The sequence below is a fragment of the Streptomyces sp. NPDC127117 genome (assembly GCF_042677325.1).
In the GTDB taxonomy this organism is placed as follows: domain Bacteria; phylum Actinomycetota; class Actinomycetes; order Streptomycetales; family Streptomycetaceae; genus Streptomyces.
On record NZ_JBHXTM010000038.1, the window covers coordinates 1 to 15330 of the forward strand.

The 15330-nt window shown below is 72.4% G+C and carries 14 protein-coding genes; 11 read left to right on the forward strand and 3 right to left on the reverse strand.

Annotation, left to right across the window (positions count from 1 at the left end):
* Positions 1-109: 109 nt before the first annotated feature.
* The 4 genes from ACFVH0_RS28090 (at position 110) to ACFVH0_RS28105 (ending at position 5285) form a co-directional block, all read left to right on the forward strand.
* Entirely contained in the window at positions 110-733 is a 624-nt protein-coding gene (locus ACFVH0_RS28090) for a GntR family transcriptional regulator (RefSeq protein WP_124718089.1), read from the forward strand.
* Positions 734-1000: 267 nt separating this feature from the next.
* Positions 1001-3670, forward strand: a complete 2670-nt coding sequence (gene aceE / locus ACFVH0_RS28095; protein WP_385824611.1) for a pyruvate dehydrogenase (acetyl-transferring), homodimeric type — start codon at positions 1001-1003, stop codon at positions 3668-3670.
* 60 nt (positions 3671-3730) lie between these two features.
* The gene (locus tag ACFVH0_RS28100; RefSeq protein WP_385824613.1) at positions 3731-4702 is read left to right on the forward strand and encodes a helix-turn-helix transcriptional regulator; all 972 of its coding nucleotides are present in this window, start codon (positions 3731-3733) and stop codon (positions 4700-4702) included.
* 61 nt (positions 4703-4763) lie between these two features.
* Positions 4764-5285: a DUF4240 domain-containing protein gene (locus tag ACFVH0_RS28105; protein ID WP_385824733.1), complete on the forward strand. Its 522-nt coding sequence runs from the start codon at positions 4764-4766 to the stop codon at positions 5283-5285.
* A gap of 49 nt (positions 5286-5334) precedes the next feature.
* Here the strand turns inward: ACFVH0_RS28105 and ACFVH0_RS28110 are convergent, their stop codons facing one another.
* Entirely contained in the window at positions 5335-6105 is a 771-nt protein-coding gene (locus tag ACFVH0_RS28110; RefSeq protein WP_385824615.1) for an SDR family NAD(P)-dependent oxidoreductase, read from the reverse strand.
* A gap of 157 nt (positions 6106-6262) precedes the next feature.
* On the opposite strand from ACFVH0_RS28110, the gene ACFVH0_RS28115 reads away from it, so the two are divergent.
* Positions 6263-6898, forward strand: a complete 636-nt coding sequence (locus tag ACFVH0_RS28115; protein WP_385824617.1) for a TetR/AcrR family transcriptional regulator — start codon at positions 6263-6265, stop codon at positions 6896-6898.
* 15 nt (positions 6899-6913) lie between these two features.
* Here the strand turns inward: ACFVH0_RS28115 and ACFVH0_RS28120 are convergent, their stop codons facing one another.
* On the reverse strand, positions 6914-7438 hold the full coding sequence (locus tag ACFVH0_RS28120) for a GNAT family N-acetyltransferase (RefSeq protein WP_385824619.1): 525 nt from the start codon (positions 7436-7438) through the stop codon (positions 6914-6916).
* Positions 7439-7569: 131 nt separating this feature from the next.
* On the opposite strand from ACFVH0_RS28120, the gene ACFVH0_RS28125 reads away from it, so the two are divergent.
* Both ACFVH0_RS28125 and ACFVH0_RS28130 read left to right on the forward strand, forming a co-directional pair.
* Positions 7570-8469, forward strand: a complete 900-nt coding sequence (locus ACFVH0_RS28125) for a TIGR01777 family oxidoreductase (RefSeq protein WP_385824621.1) — start codon at positions 7570-7572, stop codon at positions 8467-8469.
* 240 nt (positions 8470-8709) lie between these two features.
* On the forward strand, positions 8710-10011 hold the full coding sequence (locus ACFVH0_RS28130) for an NAD(P)/FAD-dependent oxidoreductase (RefSeq protein ID WP_385824623.1): 1302 nt from the start codon (positions 8710-8712) through the stop codon (positions 10009-10011).
* Between the two features lie 80 nt (positions 10012-10091).
* Here ACFVH0_RS28130 and ACFVH0_RS28135 read toward each other — a convergent pair whose 3' ends face one another.
* Positions 10092-11798, reverse strand: coding sequence for a regulator (locus tag ACFVH0_RS28135; RefSeq protein WP_385824626.1), 1707 nt, complete (start codon positions 11796-11798; stop codon positions 10092-10094).
* A 264-nt stretch (positions 11799-12062) separates the two neighbouring features.
* Between ACFVH0_RS28135 and lipB the strand changes: the two genes are divergently transcribed.
* The 4 genes from lipB to ACFVH0_RS28155 all read left to right on the forward strand — a co-directional run bounded on the left by lipB (position 12063) and on the right by ACFVH0_RS28155 (position 15240).
* Entirely contained in the window at positions 12063-12875 is an 813-nt protein-coding gene (gene lipB / locus ACFVH0_RS28140; RefSeq protein ID WP_385824628.1) for a lipoyl(octanoyl) transferase LipB, read from the forward strand.
* A gap of 132 nt (positions 12876-13007) precedes the next feature.
* Complete coding sequence (lipA, locus tag ACFVH0_RS28145) at positions 13008-13973, forward strand: lipoyl synthase (RefSeq protein ID WP_360540996.1); 966 nt, start codon at positions 13008-13010, stop codon at positions 13971-13973.
* A 339-nt stretch (positions 13974-14312) separates the two neighbouring features.
* Positions 14313-14513, forward strand: coding sequence for a hypothetical protein (locus ACFVH0_RS28150; RefSeq protein ID WP_385824630.1), 201 nt, complete (start codon positions 14313-14315; stop codon positions 14511-14513).
* A 19-nt stretch (positions 14514-14532) separates the two neighbouring features.
* A complete protein-coding gene (locus ACFVH0_RS28155; RefSeq protein WP_385824632.1) occupies positions 14533-15240 on the forward strand; it encodes a DUF4191 domain-containing protein in 708 nt (235 codons plus the stop codon).
* Positions 15241-15330: the final 90 nt, after the last annotated feature.

Here is a 15330-nt window from a genome sequence, read left to right on the forward strand (position 1 = left end):
GTCCGGAACACTTCCGGACGGGGGCGCCGCCGTATTGTCTAGACACCACCGGTCGCCCCGGCATTCGTGATGGTGCGGACAGCACCGGTTTGCCCCGAAGGAGCCCCTCATGACCCCGCCCGTCGTCCACTCGCTGCGCGAACAGATCCGCGAGCACATCGTGGACGGGATCGTCAGCGGGCGCTGGAAGCCCGGTGAGCGGATCGTGGAGCGCCGGATCGCCACCGAGCTGGAGGTCAGCCAGACGCCCGTGCGCGAGGCGCTGCGGGAGCTGGAGACGCTCCGGCTGATCGAGTCGGCGCCGAACAAGGGCGTACGGGTCCGCAATCTCACCGCGGCGGACCTGGAGGAGAGCTATCCCGTACGGGCCGGTCTGGAGCAGATCGCGGCGGAGCTGGCGGCGCCGGCCCTCGGCGAGGACTGCTCGCGCCTCACGCCGTACGTGACGGCGCTCTACGAGGCGGACCGGCTGGCCGACGGCGAGGCGCAGGTGCGGCACACCGTGGGCTTCCACCGCGAAATGGTGCGGGCCGCCGGGAACGCGGTGCTGCTGCACACCTGGGAGGGGCTGGGCATCGAGGTGTTCACCGCCCTGTCGATCCGGTGGCTGGGCACGGTGCAGAAGTCGTACGCGGAGGAGCACGAGGCGCTCATCGAGGCGTTCCTGCGCAAGGACCCGGACATCGGGGTACTGGCCAAGGCCCATGTGCTCGGCTGCGCGCCGCGCGCCTGAGGGCCCCTGAGAGCCGTTACGCATCTGTCGCGGGGGCCGCTCTCCTGTGCGGGCGAGCGCCCTTTTTGCGCGCTAAATCCCGTCACTCCGTGCCCTCTTTCGCGGCACCGCATGCCAATTTCTTCATATCGAGAAGTTTTGCCCTTCACCCTTTGATCGATCATCGATCGGCGACTTACAGTTCACTCCGCGGGCCCACCGGCCCCATCGCCCTGTCCTGCCAGTCAGGGCCTTCTCCACCCCCCTCCACTCCGGAAGGCGGCGATCATGACCGACCCCGTAGGAAAGCTTCCGAGCGAGCTCGACCAGCTCCCGGACCGTGACCCCGAGGAGACCGCCGAATGGGCGGCCTCCCTGGATGCCGTCACCAAGGCCGCGGGCCCGCACCGGGCCGCGTACCTGATGCGTCGCTCGCTCGAACACGCCGAGGGCGCCGGTCTCGCGCTGCCCAAGCTGCTGGAGACCGATTACGTCAACTCCATCCCGACCGCCGCCGAGCCCGAGTTCGACGGCGATCTGGAGATGGAGTCCAGGATCACCGCCTGGAACCGCTGGAACGCGGCCGCGATGGTCACCCGCGGCTCCCGCTTCGGCGTCGGCGGCCACATCGCCACCTTCGCCTCGGCGGCCTGGCTGTACGAGACCGGCTTCAACCACTTCTTCCGCGGCAAGGAGGGGGACGGCTCCGGCGACCAGCTCTACATCCAGGGCCACGCCTCCCCCGGCATCTACGCCCGCGCCTTCCTCGACGGGCGCCTCAGCGAGCAGCAGCTCGACAACTTCCGCCAGGAGGCGGGCGGCGACGGTCTGCCGTCCTACCCGCACCCGCGACGGCTTCCCTGGCTGTGGGAGTTCCCCACCGTGTCGATGGGCCTCGGCCCGCTCTCGGCGATCTACCAGGCGCGCTTCAACCGCTATCTCGCCAACCGCAACATCAAGGACACGTCGAACTCGCACGTCTGGGCCTTCCTCGGCGACGGCGAGATGGACGAGCCCGAGTCGACCGCTGCCCTCGCGCTGGCTGCCCGTGAGGGCCTCGACAACCTGACCTTCGTCATCAACTGCAACCTGCAGCGCCTCGACGGCCCGGTCCGCGCCAACTTCCGCGTGGTCCAGGAGCTGGAGGGCGCGTTCCGCGGGGCCGGCTGGAACGTCGTCAAGACGCTCTGGGGCAACGCCTGGGACGAGCTGTTCCGGCTGGACACCACGGGTGCGCTGGTCCGCCGGCTCCGGGAGGTCCCGGACGCGCAGTTCCAGACGTACGCCACCCGCGACGTCGCGTACATCCGCGAGCACTTCTTCGGCGCCGAGCCCGCGCTCGCCGAGCTGGCGAAGCTGCTCACCGACGCGAAGATCGCCGAGTGCTTCTACACCTCGCGCGGCGGCCACGAGGCCCGCAAGGTGTACGCGGCGTACCGTGCGGCCGTCGAGCACAAGGGCGCGCCGACCGTGATCCTCGCCCAGACGGTGAAGGGCTTCACCCTCGGCAAGGGTTTCGAGTCCAAGAACGCCAACCATCAGATGAAGAAGCTGACGGTCGACGAGTTCAAGGACATGCGCGAGCTGCTCGGGCTCCCGATCCCGGACAGCGCCTTCGCCGACGGCCTGGTGCCCTACGGCCACCCGGGCGCCGACTCCCCCGAGGTCCGCTACCTCCAGGAGCGCCGGGCCGCCCTCGGCGGTCCCGCCCCGGCCCGCCGGGTGCACGCCGTGGCGCTGCCGCAGCCCGAGGAGCGGGCGTTCGCCGCGCTGAAGAAGGGCTCCGGCAAGCAGGAGATGGCCACGACCATGGCCTTCGTCCGGCTGGTCAAGGACCTGATGCGGGACAAGGAGACGGGCCGGCGCTGGGTTCCGATCGTCCCGGACGAGGCGCGCACCTTCGGCATGGAGTCGCTGTTCCCGTCGGCCGGCATCTACTCGCCGCTGGGCCAGACGTACGAGCCGGTCGACCGCGACCAGCTGATGTACTACAAGGAGGCCAAGGACGGCCAGATCCTCAACGAGGGGATCACCGAGGCCGGGGCCATGGCGGACTTCATCGCCGCGTCGACGTCGTACGCGACGCACGGCGAGACGATGATCCCCTTCTACATCTTCTACTCGATGTTCGGCTGGCAGCGGACCGGCGACCAGATGTGGCAGCTCGCCGACCAGCTCGGCAAGGGCTTCATCGTCGGTGCCACGGCGGGCCGTACGACGCTGACCGGTGAGGGCCTCCAGCACGCGGACGGCCACTCGCAGCTGATCGCCGCGACGAACCCGGCGTCGCTCAACTACGACCCGGCGTTCGCGTACGAGATCGCGGTGATCGTCAAGGACGGTCTGCGGCGGATGTACGGCCCCGAGGCCGAGAACGTCTTCTACTACCTGACGGTCTACAACGAGCCGAAGCCGCAGCCCGCGATGCCGGAGGGCGTCGAGGAGGGCATCGTCAAGGGCCTGTACCGCTTCAAGGAGGGCACGCCCGCCTCGGCACAGGCTCCGCGGGTCCAGCTGCTGGCCTCCGGCACGGCGATCCACTGGGCGCTTCAGGCACAGGAGCTGCTGGCCGCGGACTGGGGTGTCACGGCCGATGTCTGGTCCGCCACCTCCTGGGGCGAGCTGCGCCGCGAGGCGCTGGAGTGCGACGAGGCGCTGCTCCGCGGTGAGCAGCGGGTGCCGTACGTGACCCAGGCGCTGGAGGGCGCGCCGGGTCCGGTCGTCGCGGTCAGCGACTGGATGCGCCAGGTCCCGGACCAGATCAGCCAGTGGGTGGAGCAGGACTGGTCCTCGCTCGGCACGGACGGCTTCGGTCTCTCCGACACCCGCGACGCGGCCCGCCGCCACTTCGGTGTCGACGCGCAGTCGATCGTGGTCGCGGCGCTGGCCCAGCTGGCCCGCCGCGGCGAGGTGACCGCGTCCGCGGTCAAGGAGGCCCGGGAGCGGTACGGGCTGTGATGTGACGGCGGCCGGGCACCTGCCCGGCCGCCTCGCGCGTTCTGCGGCCACAATGGCCGGATGCGCGCTGCCCGTCTGATCAGAATGGTGCTGCTCCTGCAGTCCCGCCCCGCCATGACCGCCGCCGAGCTCGCCCGTGAGCTGGAGGTGTCCGAGCGGACCGTGACCCGGGACGCGCAGGCACTCTCGGAGGCGGGTGTCCCGGTGTACGCGGACCGGGGCCGGGCCGGGGGCTACCGGCTGGTCGGCGGCTACCGCACCCGTCTGACCGGCCTGGCCCGGAGCGAGGCCGAGGCGCTCTTCCTCTCCGGGCTGCCGTCCGCGCTGCGCGAGATGGGTCTGGAGGACGCCGGGTCCGCCGCCCGGCTCAAGGTGTCGGCGGCCCTGCTGCCTTCGCTGCGGGACGCCTCCGAGAGTGCCGCCCGGCGCTTCCATCTGGATGCTCCCGGCTGGTACCAGGAACCGGTCACCCCCGAGCTGCTGCCGGCCGTCGCCGAGGCCGTCTGGGGCGACCGGATCGTCCGTGCCCGCTACCGCCGCGGCGGTGCGGGCGGCGAGGTGGAGCGGGAGCTGGCACCGTACGGGCTCGTCCTGAAGGCCGGGGTCTGGTACGTCTGCGCCCGGGTGGGGGACGAGTTCCGGGTGTACCGGATCGACCGGTTCTCGTCCGTGACGGTGTCCGAGGAGCGGTTCGAGCGCGACGAGCGGTTCGACCTGCCGGGTTTCTGGGACGAGCGGGCCGCCCAGTTCGCCCGGTCGATCCTGCGGGCCGGGGTGACGGTACGGGTGTCGCCGGAGGGTGTACGCCGACTGCCGTACGCCATGGACCGTTCGGCGGTCCGGGATGCCCTGGACGCGGCCGGTCCGCCCGATGCCGAGGGGTGGCTCACGCTCGCCCTGCGGGTCGAGTCGATGGAGGTCGCGTACAGCCAACTGCTGGCGCTGGGGCCGGAGTCGGAGGTGCTGGAGCCGGTCGCGCTGCGGGAGCGTTTCGCCGCGGCGGCCGAACGGCTGCGCGAGCTCTATCGCTGAGGGCTGGTTCCCCCCGCGTCCGCGTGCGTGGCCCGTCGCCAGGGCCGATGCTTGACCCGTGATGGACGAGACGGAGTTCTGGGAGATCATCGACAGCACCCGCGCGGCCGCCGAGGGCGACCCCGAGGACCAGGCCGATCTGCTGGTCGAACGGCTGGTGCGGCTCGATCCCGACGCGGTGCTGGACTTCGCCCGGCACTTCGAGGCCCGTTTCAACCGCGCCTACCGCTGGGATCTGTGGGGTGCCGCCGCCGTGCTGCTCGGCGGCGCGAGCGACGACGCCTTCGACTTCTTCCGCTGCTGGCTGATCGGCCAGGGCCGGGAGGTCTTCGAGGGTGCGCTGCACGACCCGGACAGCCTGGCCGATCTCCTCGACGACTTCGACGAGGAGATCGACGGGGACGCCGAGGATCTCGGCTATGCCGCCGACGAGGCGTACGAGCAGCTCACCGGCGTGGTCGCCCCGGACCTCGGCCTGCCGCCCCAGGCCGCCGAGCCCGAGGGGACACCCGTGAGCTTCGAGGACGACGCGGTCCTGGCGGAGCGCTTCCCCTCGCTCTGGGAGCGGTTCGGGCCCGGCTGACACCTGTCGGGGCCCCGCCCCCGTACGGGAAGCGGGGCCGTGTGCCGGTTCAGAAGTGGGTGCCGCCGTCGATCCGGATCTCCGTACCGGTGATGAAGGCCCCGTCCCGGGAGCCGAGCATCGCGACGACGCCGGCGACGGTGTCCGGGCTGGCGAAGCCCGCGCCAAGAGCCGGGGACAGCTTCATGAAGAGCGACATGTCGGCGTCGGCGGGCAGCCCCGGGCCGTTGCCGCTGGTCATGTCGGAGGAGATCGAGCCGGGCGCGACGGCGACGAACCGCAGCCCCTGCTTGCTGTACTCGCTCGCCAGCGCGTGCGTCATCGACTGGATGCCGCCCTTGCTCGCCGCGTACGCCGACATGTAGGGGTGCGCGAAGCTCGCCGAGGTGGAGGAGAAGTTCACGACGGCCGGCTCGTCGCCCGCCAGCAGGGCCGGGATGGCCTCGCGGATCATCAGGAACGTACCGGTGAGGTTGACCGCGAGGATCTTGTTGAAGAACTCCAGCGTCGTCCTGTGGGTGTGCTCGGAACGCAGGATCCCGGCGGCGTTGACCAGTACGTCGAGCCCGCCGAGGGTCTCCACGGCGGAGGCGACGCCGGCCCGGACCGCGGCCTCGTCCGAGATGTCCAGGACGAGGGTGGTGAGGCGCTCGGCGGAGCCGTTCGCCACGGCCGTGTCGTACGTGGCCTTCAGCCCGGCCTCGTTGACGTCGGCCGCGACGACGAGGCCGCCTTCGGCGAGGACGCGGTGGACGGTGGCCTGTCCGATACCGGAACCGCCCCCGGTGATGAGTACGCGGCGGCCTTCGTAGCGGTTCATGTCTGTCTCTCTTCCGATCCCGGTGACTGCTGTCACGAAGCGGCTCGGCGGCGCCCCGATGACGTCCCGATCGATATCCACCGTACGCCTAGGTGGCACGTTTTGCCACGATGGCATTTCGCGCACACTTCTGCCCCGCCGGGGTAATCTCCTGGGAATGAGCACCGAGCCGAGTCAGCCGTCCCTCACCGAGCGCCGGAAGGCCGCGACCCAGCTGGACATCGCGCGCGCCGCGGCCGCGCTCTTCGCGGAGCACGGGCCCGACGGCACCACGGCGGAGGACATCGCCGGCCGGGCGGGCGTGGCGCTGCGCACCTTCTACCGCTACTTCCGCTCCAAGCAGGACGCGGTGGGCCCGCTCCTCTCCGGCGGCGGCGAGCGCTGGCGGTCCCTGCTGGAGGCGGCCGAGCCCGGGGAACCGCTCGCCGGAATCCTGGAGCGGGCGGTCACCGAGGCGCTCCGGGTACCGGGCGCGGACGCCGCCGAGCAGCTCGGCTGGACGCGCGGGCTGCTGCGGGCGGCGGCACAGGACCCGGCGCTGCGCGCCGTCTGGTACCGGGTCAATCAGGATTCGGAGGAGCGGCTGCTGCCGGTGCTGGCCCGGCTGGCGGGCGACGGGGCGGACCCGCTGGAGGTCCGGCTCGCCGCGGCCGCCGCCACGGATGCGGTCCGGGTCGCGCTGGAGTCCTGGGCGCAGACGGACGCGCCGACGACCGGGCCCGGCTCACCCGCCGAGCTGGCGGTGCGCTGCCTGCACGAACTCATGGGCGGCATGCGGCTGTTCAAGGGCTGAGCGGGGGACGAACGGTCACGGGGCGAGCGAGCGGCCCATCATCACGTCGTCGACGTAACGCCCGTCCAGGAAGAACTCGCCGGGCAGCACCCCCTCGACGACGAACCCCTCCGCCTCGTACAGGGCTCGCGCGGGCGCGTTGTGCCCGAGCACCCGCAGCGTCATCCGGTTCGCCCCGTCGCCGCGCGCCGCCGCGAAGGCGGCCCGCAGCAGGGTCCTGGCGACACCGCGGCCGCGCGCCCAGCCGGCCACGGCGAGGCCCTGTATCTGCCGGACATGGGCGTTGCAGGCCAGCGGGGTCGGCGGGACCAGCCTGACGTATCCGGCCAGGCGCGGCTCGCCCCCGTCCTCCTCCGCCTCGGCCACCAGGAGGTCCTCGGGCCGGTGGCGCTCGTCGAAGAACGGCTCGTACGGCGGCTGCGGCCTGGGCATCACGGCGTGCAGCGTCGACCAGGTGGCGCGGTCGAGTTCACCGAGCGCGGCCCCGTCGGCGAGGACGGCGGGGCGGACATGGACCGGGTGGGCGTACGTCTCGGGCATGCGCGCCACTGTGCCATGGCACCCCTCACCCGGTCAGCCCGGTTTCGCCGCCCGGTGAACCACGAGGACACGAGCACCCTGCGGGCCCCGGCAGGTGGGCCCGGCGGGGCCGCTGGGGCAGGATGGACCCCATGCCGCACTCCCGAATCGCTGTCACCGGAGCATCCGGACTCATCGGAGCGGCGCTGGTGCGCTCGCTGCGGGCCGACGGGCACGAGGTGGTGCGCCTGGTGCGGCACCCGGCCCGGGCCGGCGACGAGGTGGAGTGGGATCCGGGGCGGGGGTACGTCGATGTGGCGGGCCTGGTGGGCTGCGACGCCGTCGTCCATCTCGCCGGCGCCGGGGTCGGCGACCACCGCTGGACCGCCGCGTACAAGCGGGAGATCCGGGACAGCCGGGTGCTCGGGACGGCGGCGATCGCCGAGGCCGTCGCCTCGCTGGACGTACCGCCGAAGGTGCTGCTGTCCGGGTCCGCGATCGGCTACTACGGCGACACCGGGGACCGCGCCGTCGACGAGAGCGCCCCGGCCGGTGAGGGTTTCCTGCCGTCCGTCTGCGTGGAGTGGGAGGCGGCCACGGCCGCCGCCCAGGAGGCGGGCGTACGGACGGTGCACGCGCGCACCGGTCTGGTCGTCGGCCGTGAGGGCGGGGCCTGGGGCCGGCTCTTCCCGCTGTTCCGGGCGGGGCTCGGTGGCCGGCTGGGCAACGGGAGGCAGTACTGGAGCTTCATCGCGCTGCACGACGAGGTCGCGGCGCTGCGCCACATCCTGGACACCCGGTCGCTGTCGGGTCCGGTGAATCTGACCGGCCCCGACCCCGTCACCAACAGCGAGGTGACGGCCGCGATGGGGCGGGTGCTGCACCGTCCCACGCTCTTCACCGCCCCGGCACCGGCGTTGCGGCTCGCCCTCGGGGACTTCGCGCAGGACGTGCTGGCCAGCCAGCGGGTGCTGCCGGGCCAACTGCTCGACTCGGGCTTCGTGTTCGCCTTCCCGGGGATCGACTCGGCGATCCGCGCGGCCCTGCGCTGAGCGCGCCGCCGACGCGCTCCGCGAACGCACCGGCACCCGCCGGTCCTCGCCCCGAACACCACCCGCCGACGCGCCCTCCGCGCAGTCGGACGGACATGCGACCCCGTGCAACGGTGCCCCGGGTGCGCGCGACTGCGCCTTTGCCGGCCGCCTTCCTACCCTCCTTGCGAACTCGGGCATTCCGGGGGTCTGTTGGGGGCAAGAGCCTCCCACCAGTTGCGCCGACTCGGGGAGGGGCACGTGCTCAGCACGGCACACCACGCGGACGTCGTCATCATCGGGGCCGGGATCGCCGGCCTGTCAGCCGCCCACCGACTGACCAGCGCAGGGGTAAGCGTCAGCGTCCTGGAGGCCGGCCCCCGGGTCGGCGGCCGGATGACCACCACCGACCTGGACGGCTTCCGGCTCGATCACCTCGGCCCCCTGCTCAGCACCTCCTACCCGGCCCTGCGAACGACGCCGGGCCTCGAAGGGCTGGTGCTGCGCAACTTCGCCCCGGGCGTCCTCGTACACAGCGAGGGCCGTCAGTACCGGACCGGCGATGTGCGAGGCGCGCGGGGCGCATTCAAGGCGGCGCGCGCCCTGGCAAGCGCCCCCCGCCCACCGATGGGCGGGCCCATCGACCAGGCCCGGCTCGGTGCCGCCCTGTCCCGGCTCGCCGCCACCCCGTCCGCCCGCATCCTGGCGCGGCCCGAACAGACCGCGCTCGCCGGCCTGTCCCACCGCGGCCTGCCCTCCCGCACGGTCAACGGCTTCCTCCGCCCACTGCTCGCCGCACTGCTCAGCGACCCCGGACTCAGCACGTCCAGCCGGTGCGCCGATCTGGCACTGCGGGGTTACGCCCGCGGCAGGCTGTGCGTGCCCGAGGGCGGCGCGGCGACGCTGCCCGAACTCCTCGCGGCGGCGCTGCCGCCCGGCACCGTACGCACCGGGGTGCATGTCACGGCCGCCGACATCACCTCGGTGCGTACCAAGGAACACGGTGAACTGGGCTGCCGTTCCCTGCTGTTGGCGACCGGTGCGGGCGCCGCCGCCGAGCTGCTGCCCGGCCTGCGGGTGCCGCCCTTCCACCCCGTGACGGTCGTTCACCACACCGCCCCCGCTCCCCCGCCGACCGGCGCCGCCCTGCTGCTGGACGCCGACCGCTCGGGCCCGGTCGCGCACACCGCGGTGATGAGCGCGGTCGACCCCTCGCGCGCCCCGCAGGGCCGTACGCTGATCAGCTCCACGGTGCTCGGCACCCCGCCGCCCGATCTGGACCGCACGGTCCGCGCCCAGCTGGCCGCCATGTACGTCACTCCCACCGACGACTGGGAGCTGCTGGCCGCCCACCACGACCCGGAGGCGGTTCCCGCGATGCCGGCCCCGCACGATCCGCGCCGCCCGGTGCGGCTGCTGGCCGGCCTGTACGTGTGCGGCGACCACCGTGACACCAGCACGGTCCAGGGCGCCCTGTTCTCGGGCCGCCGCGCGGCCGAGGCGATCCTCACCGACCTGGGGGTACGTCCGGGAAGCGGGACGGCGCTGCCCGAGGCGGCATAGCGCCCGTCCGGTGGTCCGGGGCGCTTCGTGGCCCGGGGCCCGTCCGCGATGCCCGGGGCGCGCCGGTGGCCGCCCCGGGCTCAGCCCAGCGTGGCGACCCGGTCGCGGTAGCCGCGTACCGCGGCGGCGTCCCGGTACGGCTCCAGACGCCGCTCGAAGTCCCGTACGTACTCCGCCGCCCGCACCGACCGCATCTCCGCGGCCTGCTGGGCGGCCTCGACGCCCAGCGCGCACGCCTGGTCGAGCTCGCCGAGCCCGAGCCGGGCGGAGGCCAGCACCACCCGGCAGAACAGCCGGCTGCGGGCGTACGCCGGGGAGCGCAGCTGGAGGGAGCGCTCCGCGTGCTGCGCCGCGGCCCGGTACTGCTGCAGGTCCCGGTGGCAGTGTCCGAACTCGTCGGCGAGCTGGGCCTCGTCGAAGTAGCGCGCCCAGTGCGGCACCTCGTCACCCGGGCGGGCGATCTCCAGGGCGTGTTCCGCCCGCGCCAGCGAGGTGGTGCAGGGCCTGGCCTCGCCGAGCACCCCGTGGCCGCGTGCCTCGACGGCGTGCAGCAGGGCCTGGACGACGGGCGGCGCGGAGGAGCCGATGCCCTGCTGGGCCACCCTGGCCAGCTGTACGGCCTCCCTGCCGTGGCCGAGGTAGACCGCCTGCCGGCTCATGGTGATCAGGACGTAGCTGCCGTACGCACGGTCCCCCGCGGCCTGGGCCAGCCGCAGCGCCTGGACGAAGTACCGCTGGGCCAGGCCGTGGGCCGCGATGTCGTACGAGGTCCAGCCCGCCAGCCGGGTCAGGTCGGCGGCGGCGGAGAAGAGCCGGCGCCCGGTGGCCTCCCCGTAGGTGCCGCGGAGCATGGGTTCCGTCTCGTGCTCCAGGTACCGGACGAGGGCCTGGCGGGCGTGGCCGCCGCCGTAGGCGTTGTCGAGGGTGCGGAAGAGCTCGCCGACCGAGCGCAGGGCGGCGACATCGCCGCCGCTGACCCGCTGGCCGGGGGTGCGTTCGGACTGCCGCTGCCGCGGGACGCCGGGGGCGCCCGGCAGGCCCGCTCCCGGCAGGGCCGGAACCGTCGCAGCGGTGGGGGATGCCGGTGGCGCGGAGGGTCCGGACGGCCGGGAGGGCACGGGCCCTCGGGCGCCCCGGGCGCCCGCGCCGCTCACCCCGGCTCCGCCGAGCGCCCCGTACGAGCCACCGCGCGCTCCGCCGGGAGTACCGGGCCGCACGGCACCACCGGTCTCGACGACCCACGCCGCCCCACCGGCCCCGGCGGATCTGCCGGTCCCGCCGGCCTCCTGGGCACCGCCGGACCCGCCGTGCGTCCGGTGCGCGGGCTCGCTGCCCCGTCCCACCCACTCGTCGGCCCTGCCGATCAGCCAGTCCCTGCTGGGGACGACGAGCCCGGCCGGAGTGAAGGCGATCTTGCGCAGCTCCGCATGGCTGCCGGAGTCCTTCCGCCACAGCCCGCTGACGATGTCGACCGCCTCCGCGGGCGTGGCCGCGAACTCCAGGCCCGCGTAGACCGGGGCACAGGCGTCGAGGCCCAGGTCCTGCGCGGAGAGGCGGCGCCCGAGCCGCCGGGTGAAGACCTCGGCGATCAGCGCGGGGGTGGTCCCGCGGGGCTGCTGGCCGCGCAGCCAGCGGGTCACGGAGGTCTTGTCGTACCGCAGGTCGAGGCCGTGCTCCAGGCCGAGCTGGTCCACCCTGCGGGCGAGGCCGGCGTTGGAGAATCCGGCCTCGGTGATGAGCGAGGCGAGTCGGCGGTTGGGGGTGCGCTGCGGAGGTCGTTCCGACATCAGCTGTACGGTCTCCTGCCTTCGGGGCTGGGCGGGCAGCCCTAATGGAACGGCGTGAATTTAGCGGCCTCCACAGCAGTCACAGCCACCTTCGCTTCACTTTCATCCGATCGTGTGAGGATTGAGGTCGGCGCTGACGGGAAGACCTGCCGGGCCACCGCCCGAGGGCCGGTCGTACAGTGGCTCGGGGCGTGATTTCAGTGCATGGTGACGTGGCTCCGGGCACCCCCGGCTCCCGGCACCGCGAGTAGGGAGGCATCTGTCGTGGCTGAGCTTCGGTTCGTCCGGCTGGGATTCGGCGAGGAAGCCGTCGACTACCAGGAGGCCTGGCAGAAGCAGCGCGAGGTGCACGCGGCCAGATTCGAGGACACCGTCCCCGACACCTGCCTGCTGCTGGAGCACCCGCCGGTCTACACGGCCGGCCGGCGCACGACCGACAGCGAACGGCCGCTGGACGGCACCCCCGTCATCGACGTGGACCGCGGCGGCAAGATCACCTGGCACGGCCCCGGCCAGCTGGTCGGCTACCCGATCCAGAAGCTGCCCCGCCCGGTGGACGTCGTCGCGCACGTACGCCGGCTGGAGGACGCGCTGATCCGTACCGCCGCCGAGTTCGGCGTCCAGACCTCCCGGGTCGAGGGCCGCAGTGGCGTCTGGGTGCTCGGCGACCCGGTCGAGGACCGCCCGGCGATCGGTGGACTCTCCCTCGACTTCGACCCGCGGCTGCACGACGAGGAGTTCGACGCCCGGCTGAACGGCCCGGAGTACGCCCCGTCCAACGCCGGCCAGCGCCGCGAGGACCGCAAGCTGGCGGCGATCGGCATCCGGGTCGCCAAGGGCGTGACCATGCACGGCTTCTCCTTCAACGTGAACCCGGACAACACCTGGTTCGACCGGATCGTGCCGTGCGGCATCCGGGACGCGGGCGTCACCTCGCTGGCGTACGAGCTGGGCCGCGACATCACCATCGCGGACGTGCTCCCGGTCGTCGAGAAGCACCTCAGGGACGTCCTGGAGAACGCCGAACCGGCCCCGCGCGCCGTCGAGCGCACGACCGATGCCGTGGCCACGGCGTGACGTACGGATCACCCTCCGGGGAATAGGCCCTGCCGGCCACAGGTTGGCCAGACGTAAAGCCGTTTGAACCACGGGCGTACCCTGGTGTTCGCCGAAGAATCCAATGCAGTGAAAGCAAAGGGGAGTGCCGGAGTGTCCGCTGTCGCACCCGACGGGCGCAAGATGCTGCGCCTTGAGGTCCGGAACAGCCAGACCCCCATCGAGCGCAAGCCCGAGTGGATCAAAACCCGGGCGAAGATGGGCCCCGAGTACAACCAGTTGCAGAAACTCGTGAAGAGCGAGGGTCTGCACACGGTGTGCCAGGAGGCCGGCTGCCCCAACATCTTCGAGTGCTGGGAGGACCGCGAGGCCACCTTCCTCATCGGTGGTGACCAGTGCACCCGGCGCTGTGACTTCTGCCAGATCGACACGGGCAAGCCCGAGGCGCTGGACCGGGACGAGCCCCGCCGGGTCGGCGAGTCCGTCGTCACGATGGACCTGAACTACGCCACCATCACCGGCGTCGCCCGCGATGACCTGGAGGACGGCGGTGCATGGCTGTACGCGGAGACCGTGCGCCAGATCCACGCGCTGACGGCGGAGCGGGAGGCCGGCCGCACCAAGGTCGAGCTGCTGATCCCCGACTTCAACGCGGTGCCCGAGCAGCTCGCCGAGGTCTTCTCCTCGCGCCCCGAGGTGCTCGCGCACAACGTGGAGACGGTGCCGCGGATCTTCAAGCGGATCCGCCCCGGCTTCCGTTACGAGCGCTCCCTGGAGGTCATCACGCGGGCCCGCGAGGCCGGTCTGGTGACCAAGTCCAACCTGATCCTCGGCATGGGCGAGACCCGCGAGGAGGTCAGCGAGGCGCTCCAGGACCTGTACGACGCGGGTTGCGAGCTCATCACGATCACGCAGTACCTGCGGCCGTCCGTGCGCCACCACCCGGTCGAGCGCTGGGTGAAGCCGCAGGAGTTCGTGGAGCTGAAGGAGGAGGCCGACGAGATCGGCTACTCCGGCGTGATGTCCGGGCCGCTGGTCCGTTCCTCGTACCGCGCGGGCCGTCTGTTCCAGCAGGCGATCGAGCGTCGTGGCGCGGTCGCCGCGGCGCCCACCGTGTGAATCCGAGCACAAGAAGCTACCGACAGGTAATAGCCGGTTCGACGCGGCCCGTACGCTCCCCGCAGGTCGGGGGCGCGTATGGGCCGCTTCGGCGTGCGCGGCGCCCGTATCAAGGTTTCATTGGTGTTTGACCGACCGGTCATGCGCTGGTAACACCGAGCAGTGACGCTGGGTGCACACGACGCGGTGGCCGGCAGCAGCCGTCCGGGCCGCTGCCGCCCCGCGCCCGGCCCCCAGCGCCCGCCACCCACTTCGCGCAACGCAGTCCCGGGCAGTTCGGTCCGGGCAGCTGAGTCCACGCAACTCAGTCCGCACATCCGCTCCGAGGAGATTTCCACGATGCAGGCCGTGCCGGTACCCGCCACCGCCATCCCTTCCGTCACCGATGCCCTCCGTGCCGTCGAGTCGCTGTTCCTGGGCGGCGGCCAGCGCACCGCCCGCCGTAACGCCTGGAACGCCGTCCTGGAGGACCGCCGCCGGGCCAAGGACCGGGTCGAGGCCGAGTACGTACTGGAGGCCGCGGCCGACCACCGTTCCTAGGCCACGTAAACTTCTGTACATGGCGAGGAAGGCAAAAACTGAAGGCGCGGACAGCGCCGAGAACGCGGGGCGGCTCAAGCAGATCGCCCTGACCTACAAGATGGCCAGGCGGTCCGACCCGAAGGTCGGTCTTGTCGTCGCGGGCGTGGGAATTGTCACCTTCGGTGTCCTCCTCGGGGTCGGCTTCCTGATCGACCACCCGGTCTACCTGGGCATCCTGGGCTTCGTACTGGCCCTCCTCGCGATGGCGATCGTCTTCGGACGTCGTGCCGAGCGTGCCGCCTTCGGGCAGATGGAGGGGCAGCCCGGCGCCGCGGCGGCGGTGCTGGACCGCGTGGGCCGCGGCTGGACGACGACACCCGCGGTCGCGATGAACCGCAGTCAGGACGTCGTCCACCGCGCCGTGGGCAAGGCGGGCATCGTGCTGGTCGGCGAGGGCAACGCGAACCGGGTGAAGCTGCTGCTCGCGGCCGAGAAGAAGAAGATGGCGCGCATCCTGGTGGACGTACCGGTGCACGACATCATCGTCGGCAACGACGAGGGCCAGGTGCCGCTGAAGAAGGTGCGCACCAAGATGCTGAAGCTGCCGCGGGTGCTCACCGGCCCGCAGGTGACGGCCGCCAACGACCGGCTGCGCGCGATGGGTGACCTGATGAGCAACATGCCGCTGCCCAAGGGCCCCATGCCGAAGGGCATGCGGATGCCGCGCGGCGGAAAGATGCGCTGACATCGGAAGACGTACGAAGAGGCGGGGGGGCGCGCCGGGGGGGGTGGGGGCGGGCGCCCCTGGTGTGAGTGTGCGTGAGGGGCTCGAGGG

Excerpts from the sequence above, each read along its gene's own strand:
- ACFVH0_RS28090 (WP_124718089.1), top strand. The coding sequence starts at position 110 with ATGACCCCGCCCGTCGTCCACTCGCTGCGCGAACAGATCCGCGAGCAC.
- aceE (WP_385824611.1), top strand. The coding sequence starts at position 1,001 with ATGACCGACCCCGTAGGAAAGCTTCCGAGCGAGCTCGACCAGCTCCCG.
- ACFVH0_RS28100 (WP_385824613.1), top strand. The coding sequence starts at position 3,731 with ATGCGCGCTGCCCGTCTGATCAGAATGGTGCTGCTCCTGCAGTCCCGC.
- ACFVH0_RS28105 (WP_385824733.1), top strand. The coding sequence starts at position 4,764 with ATGGACGAGACGGAGTTCTGGGAGATCATCGACAGCACCCGCGCGGCC.
- ACFVH0_RS28110 (WP_385824615.1), bottom strand. The coding sequence starts at position 6,105 with ATGAACCGCTACGAAGGCCGCCGCGTACTCATCACCGGGGGCGGTTCC.
- ACFVH0_RS28115 (WP_385824617.1), top strand. The coding sequence starts at position 6,263 with ATGAGCACCGAGCCGAGTCAGCCGTCCCTCACCGAGCGCCGGAAGGCC.
- ACFVH0_RS28120 (WP_385824619.1), bottom strand. The coding sequence starts at position 7,438 with ATGCCCGAGACGTACGCCCACCCGGTCCATGTCCGCCCCGCCGTCCTC.
- ACFVH0_RS28125 (WP_385824621.1), top strand. The coding sequence starts at position 7,570 with ATGCCGCACTCCCGAATCGCTGTCACCGGAGCATCCGGACTCATCGGA.
- ACFVH0_RS28135 (WP_385824626.1), bottom strand. The coding sequence starts at position 11,798 with ATGTCGGAACGACCTCCGCAGCGCACCCCCAACCGCCGACTCGCCTCG.
- ACFVH0_RS28150 (WP_385824630.1), top strand. The coding sequence starts at position 14,313 with ATGCAGGCCGTGCCGGTACCCGCCACCGCCATCCCTTCCGTCACCGAT.
- ACFVH0_RS28155 (WP_385824632.1), top strand. The coding sequence starts at position 14,533 with ATGGCGAGGAAGGCAAAAACTGAAGGCGCGGACAGCGCCGAGAACGCG.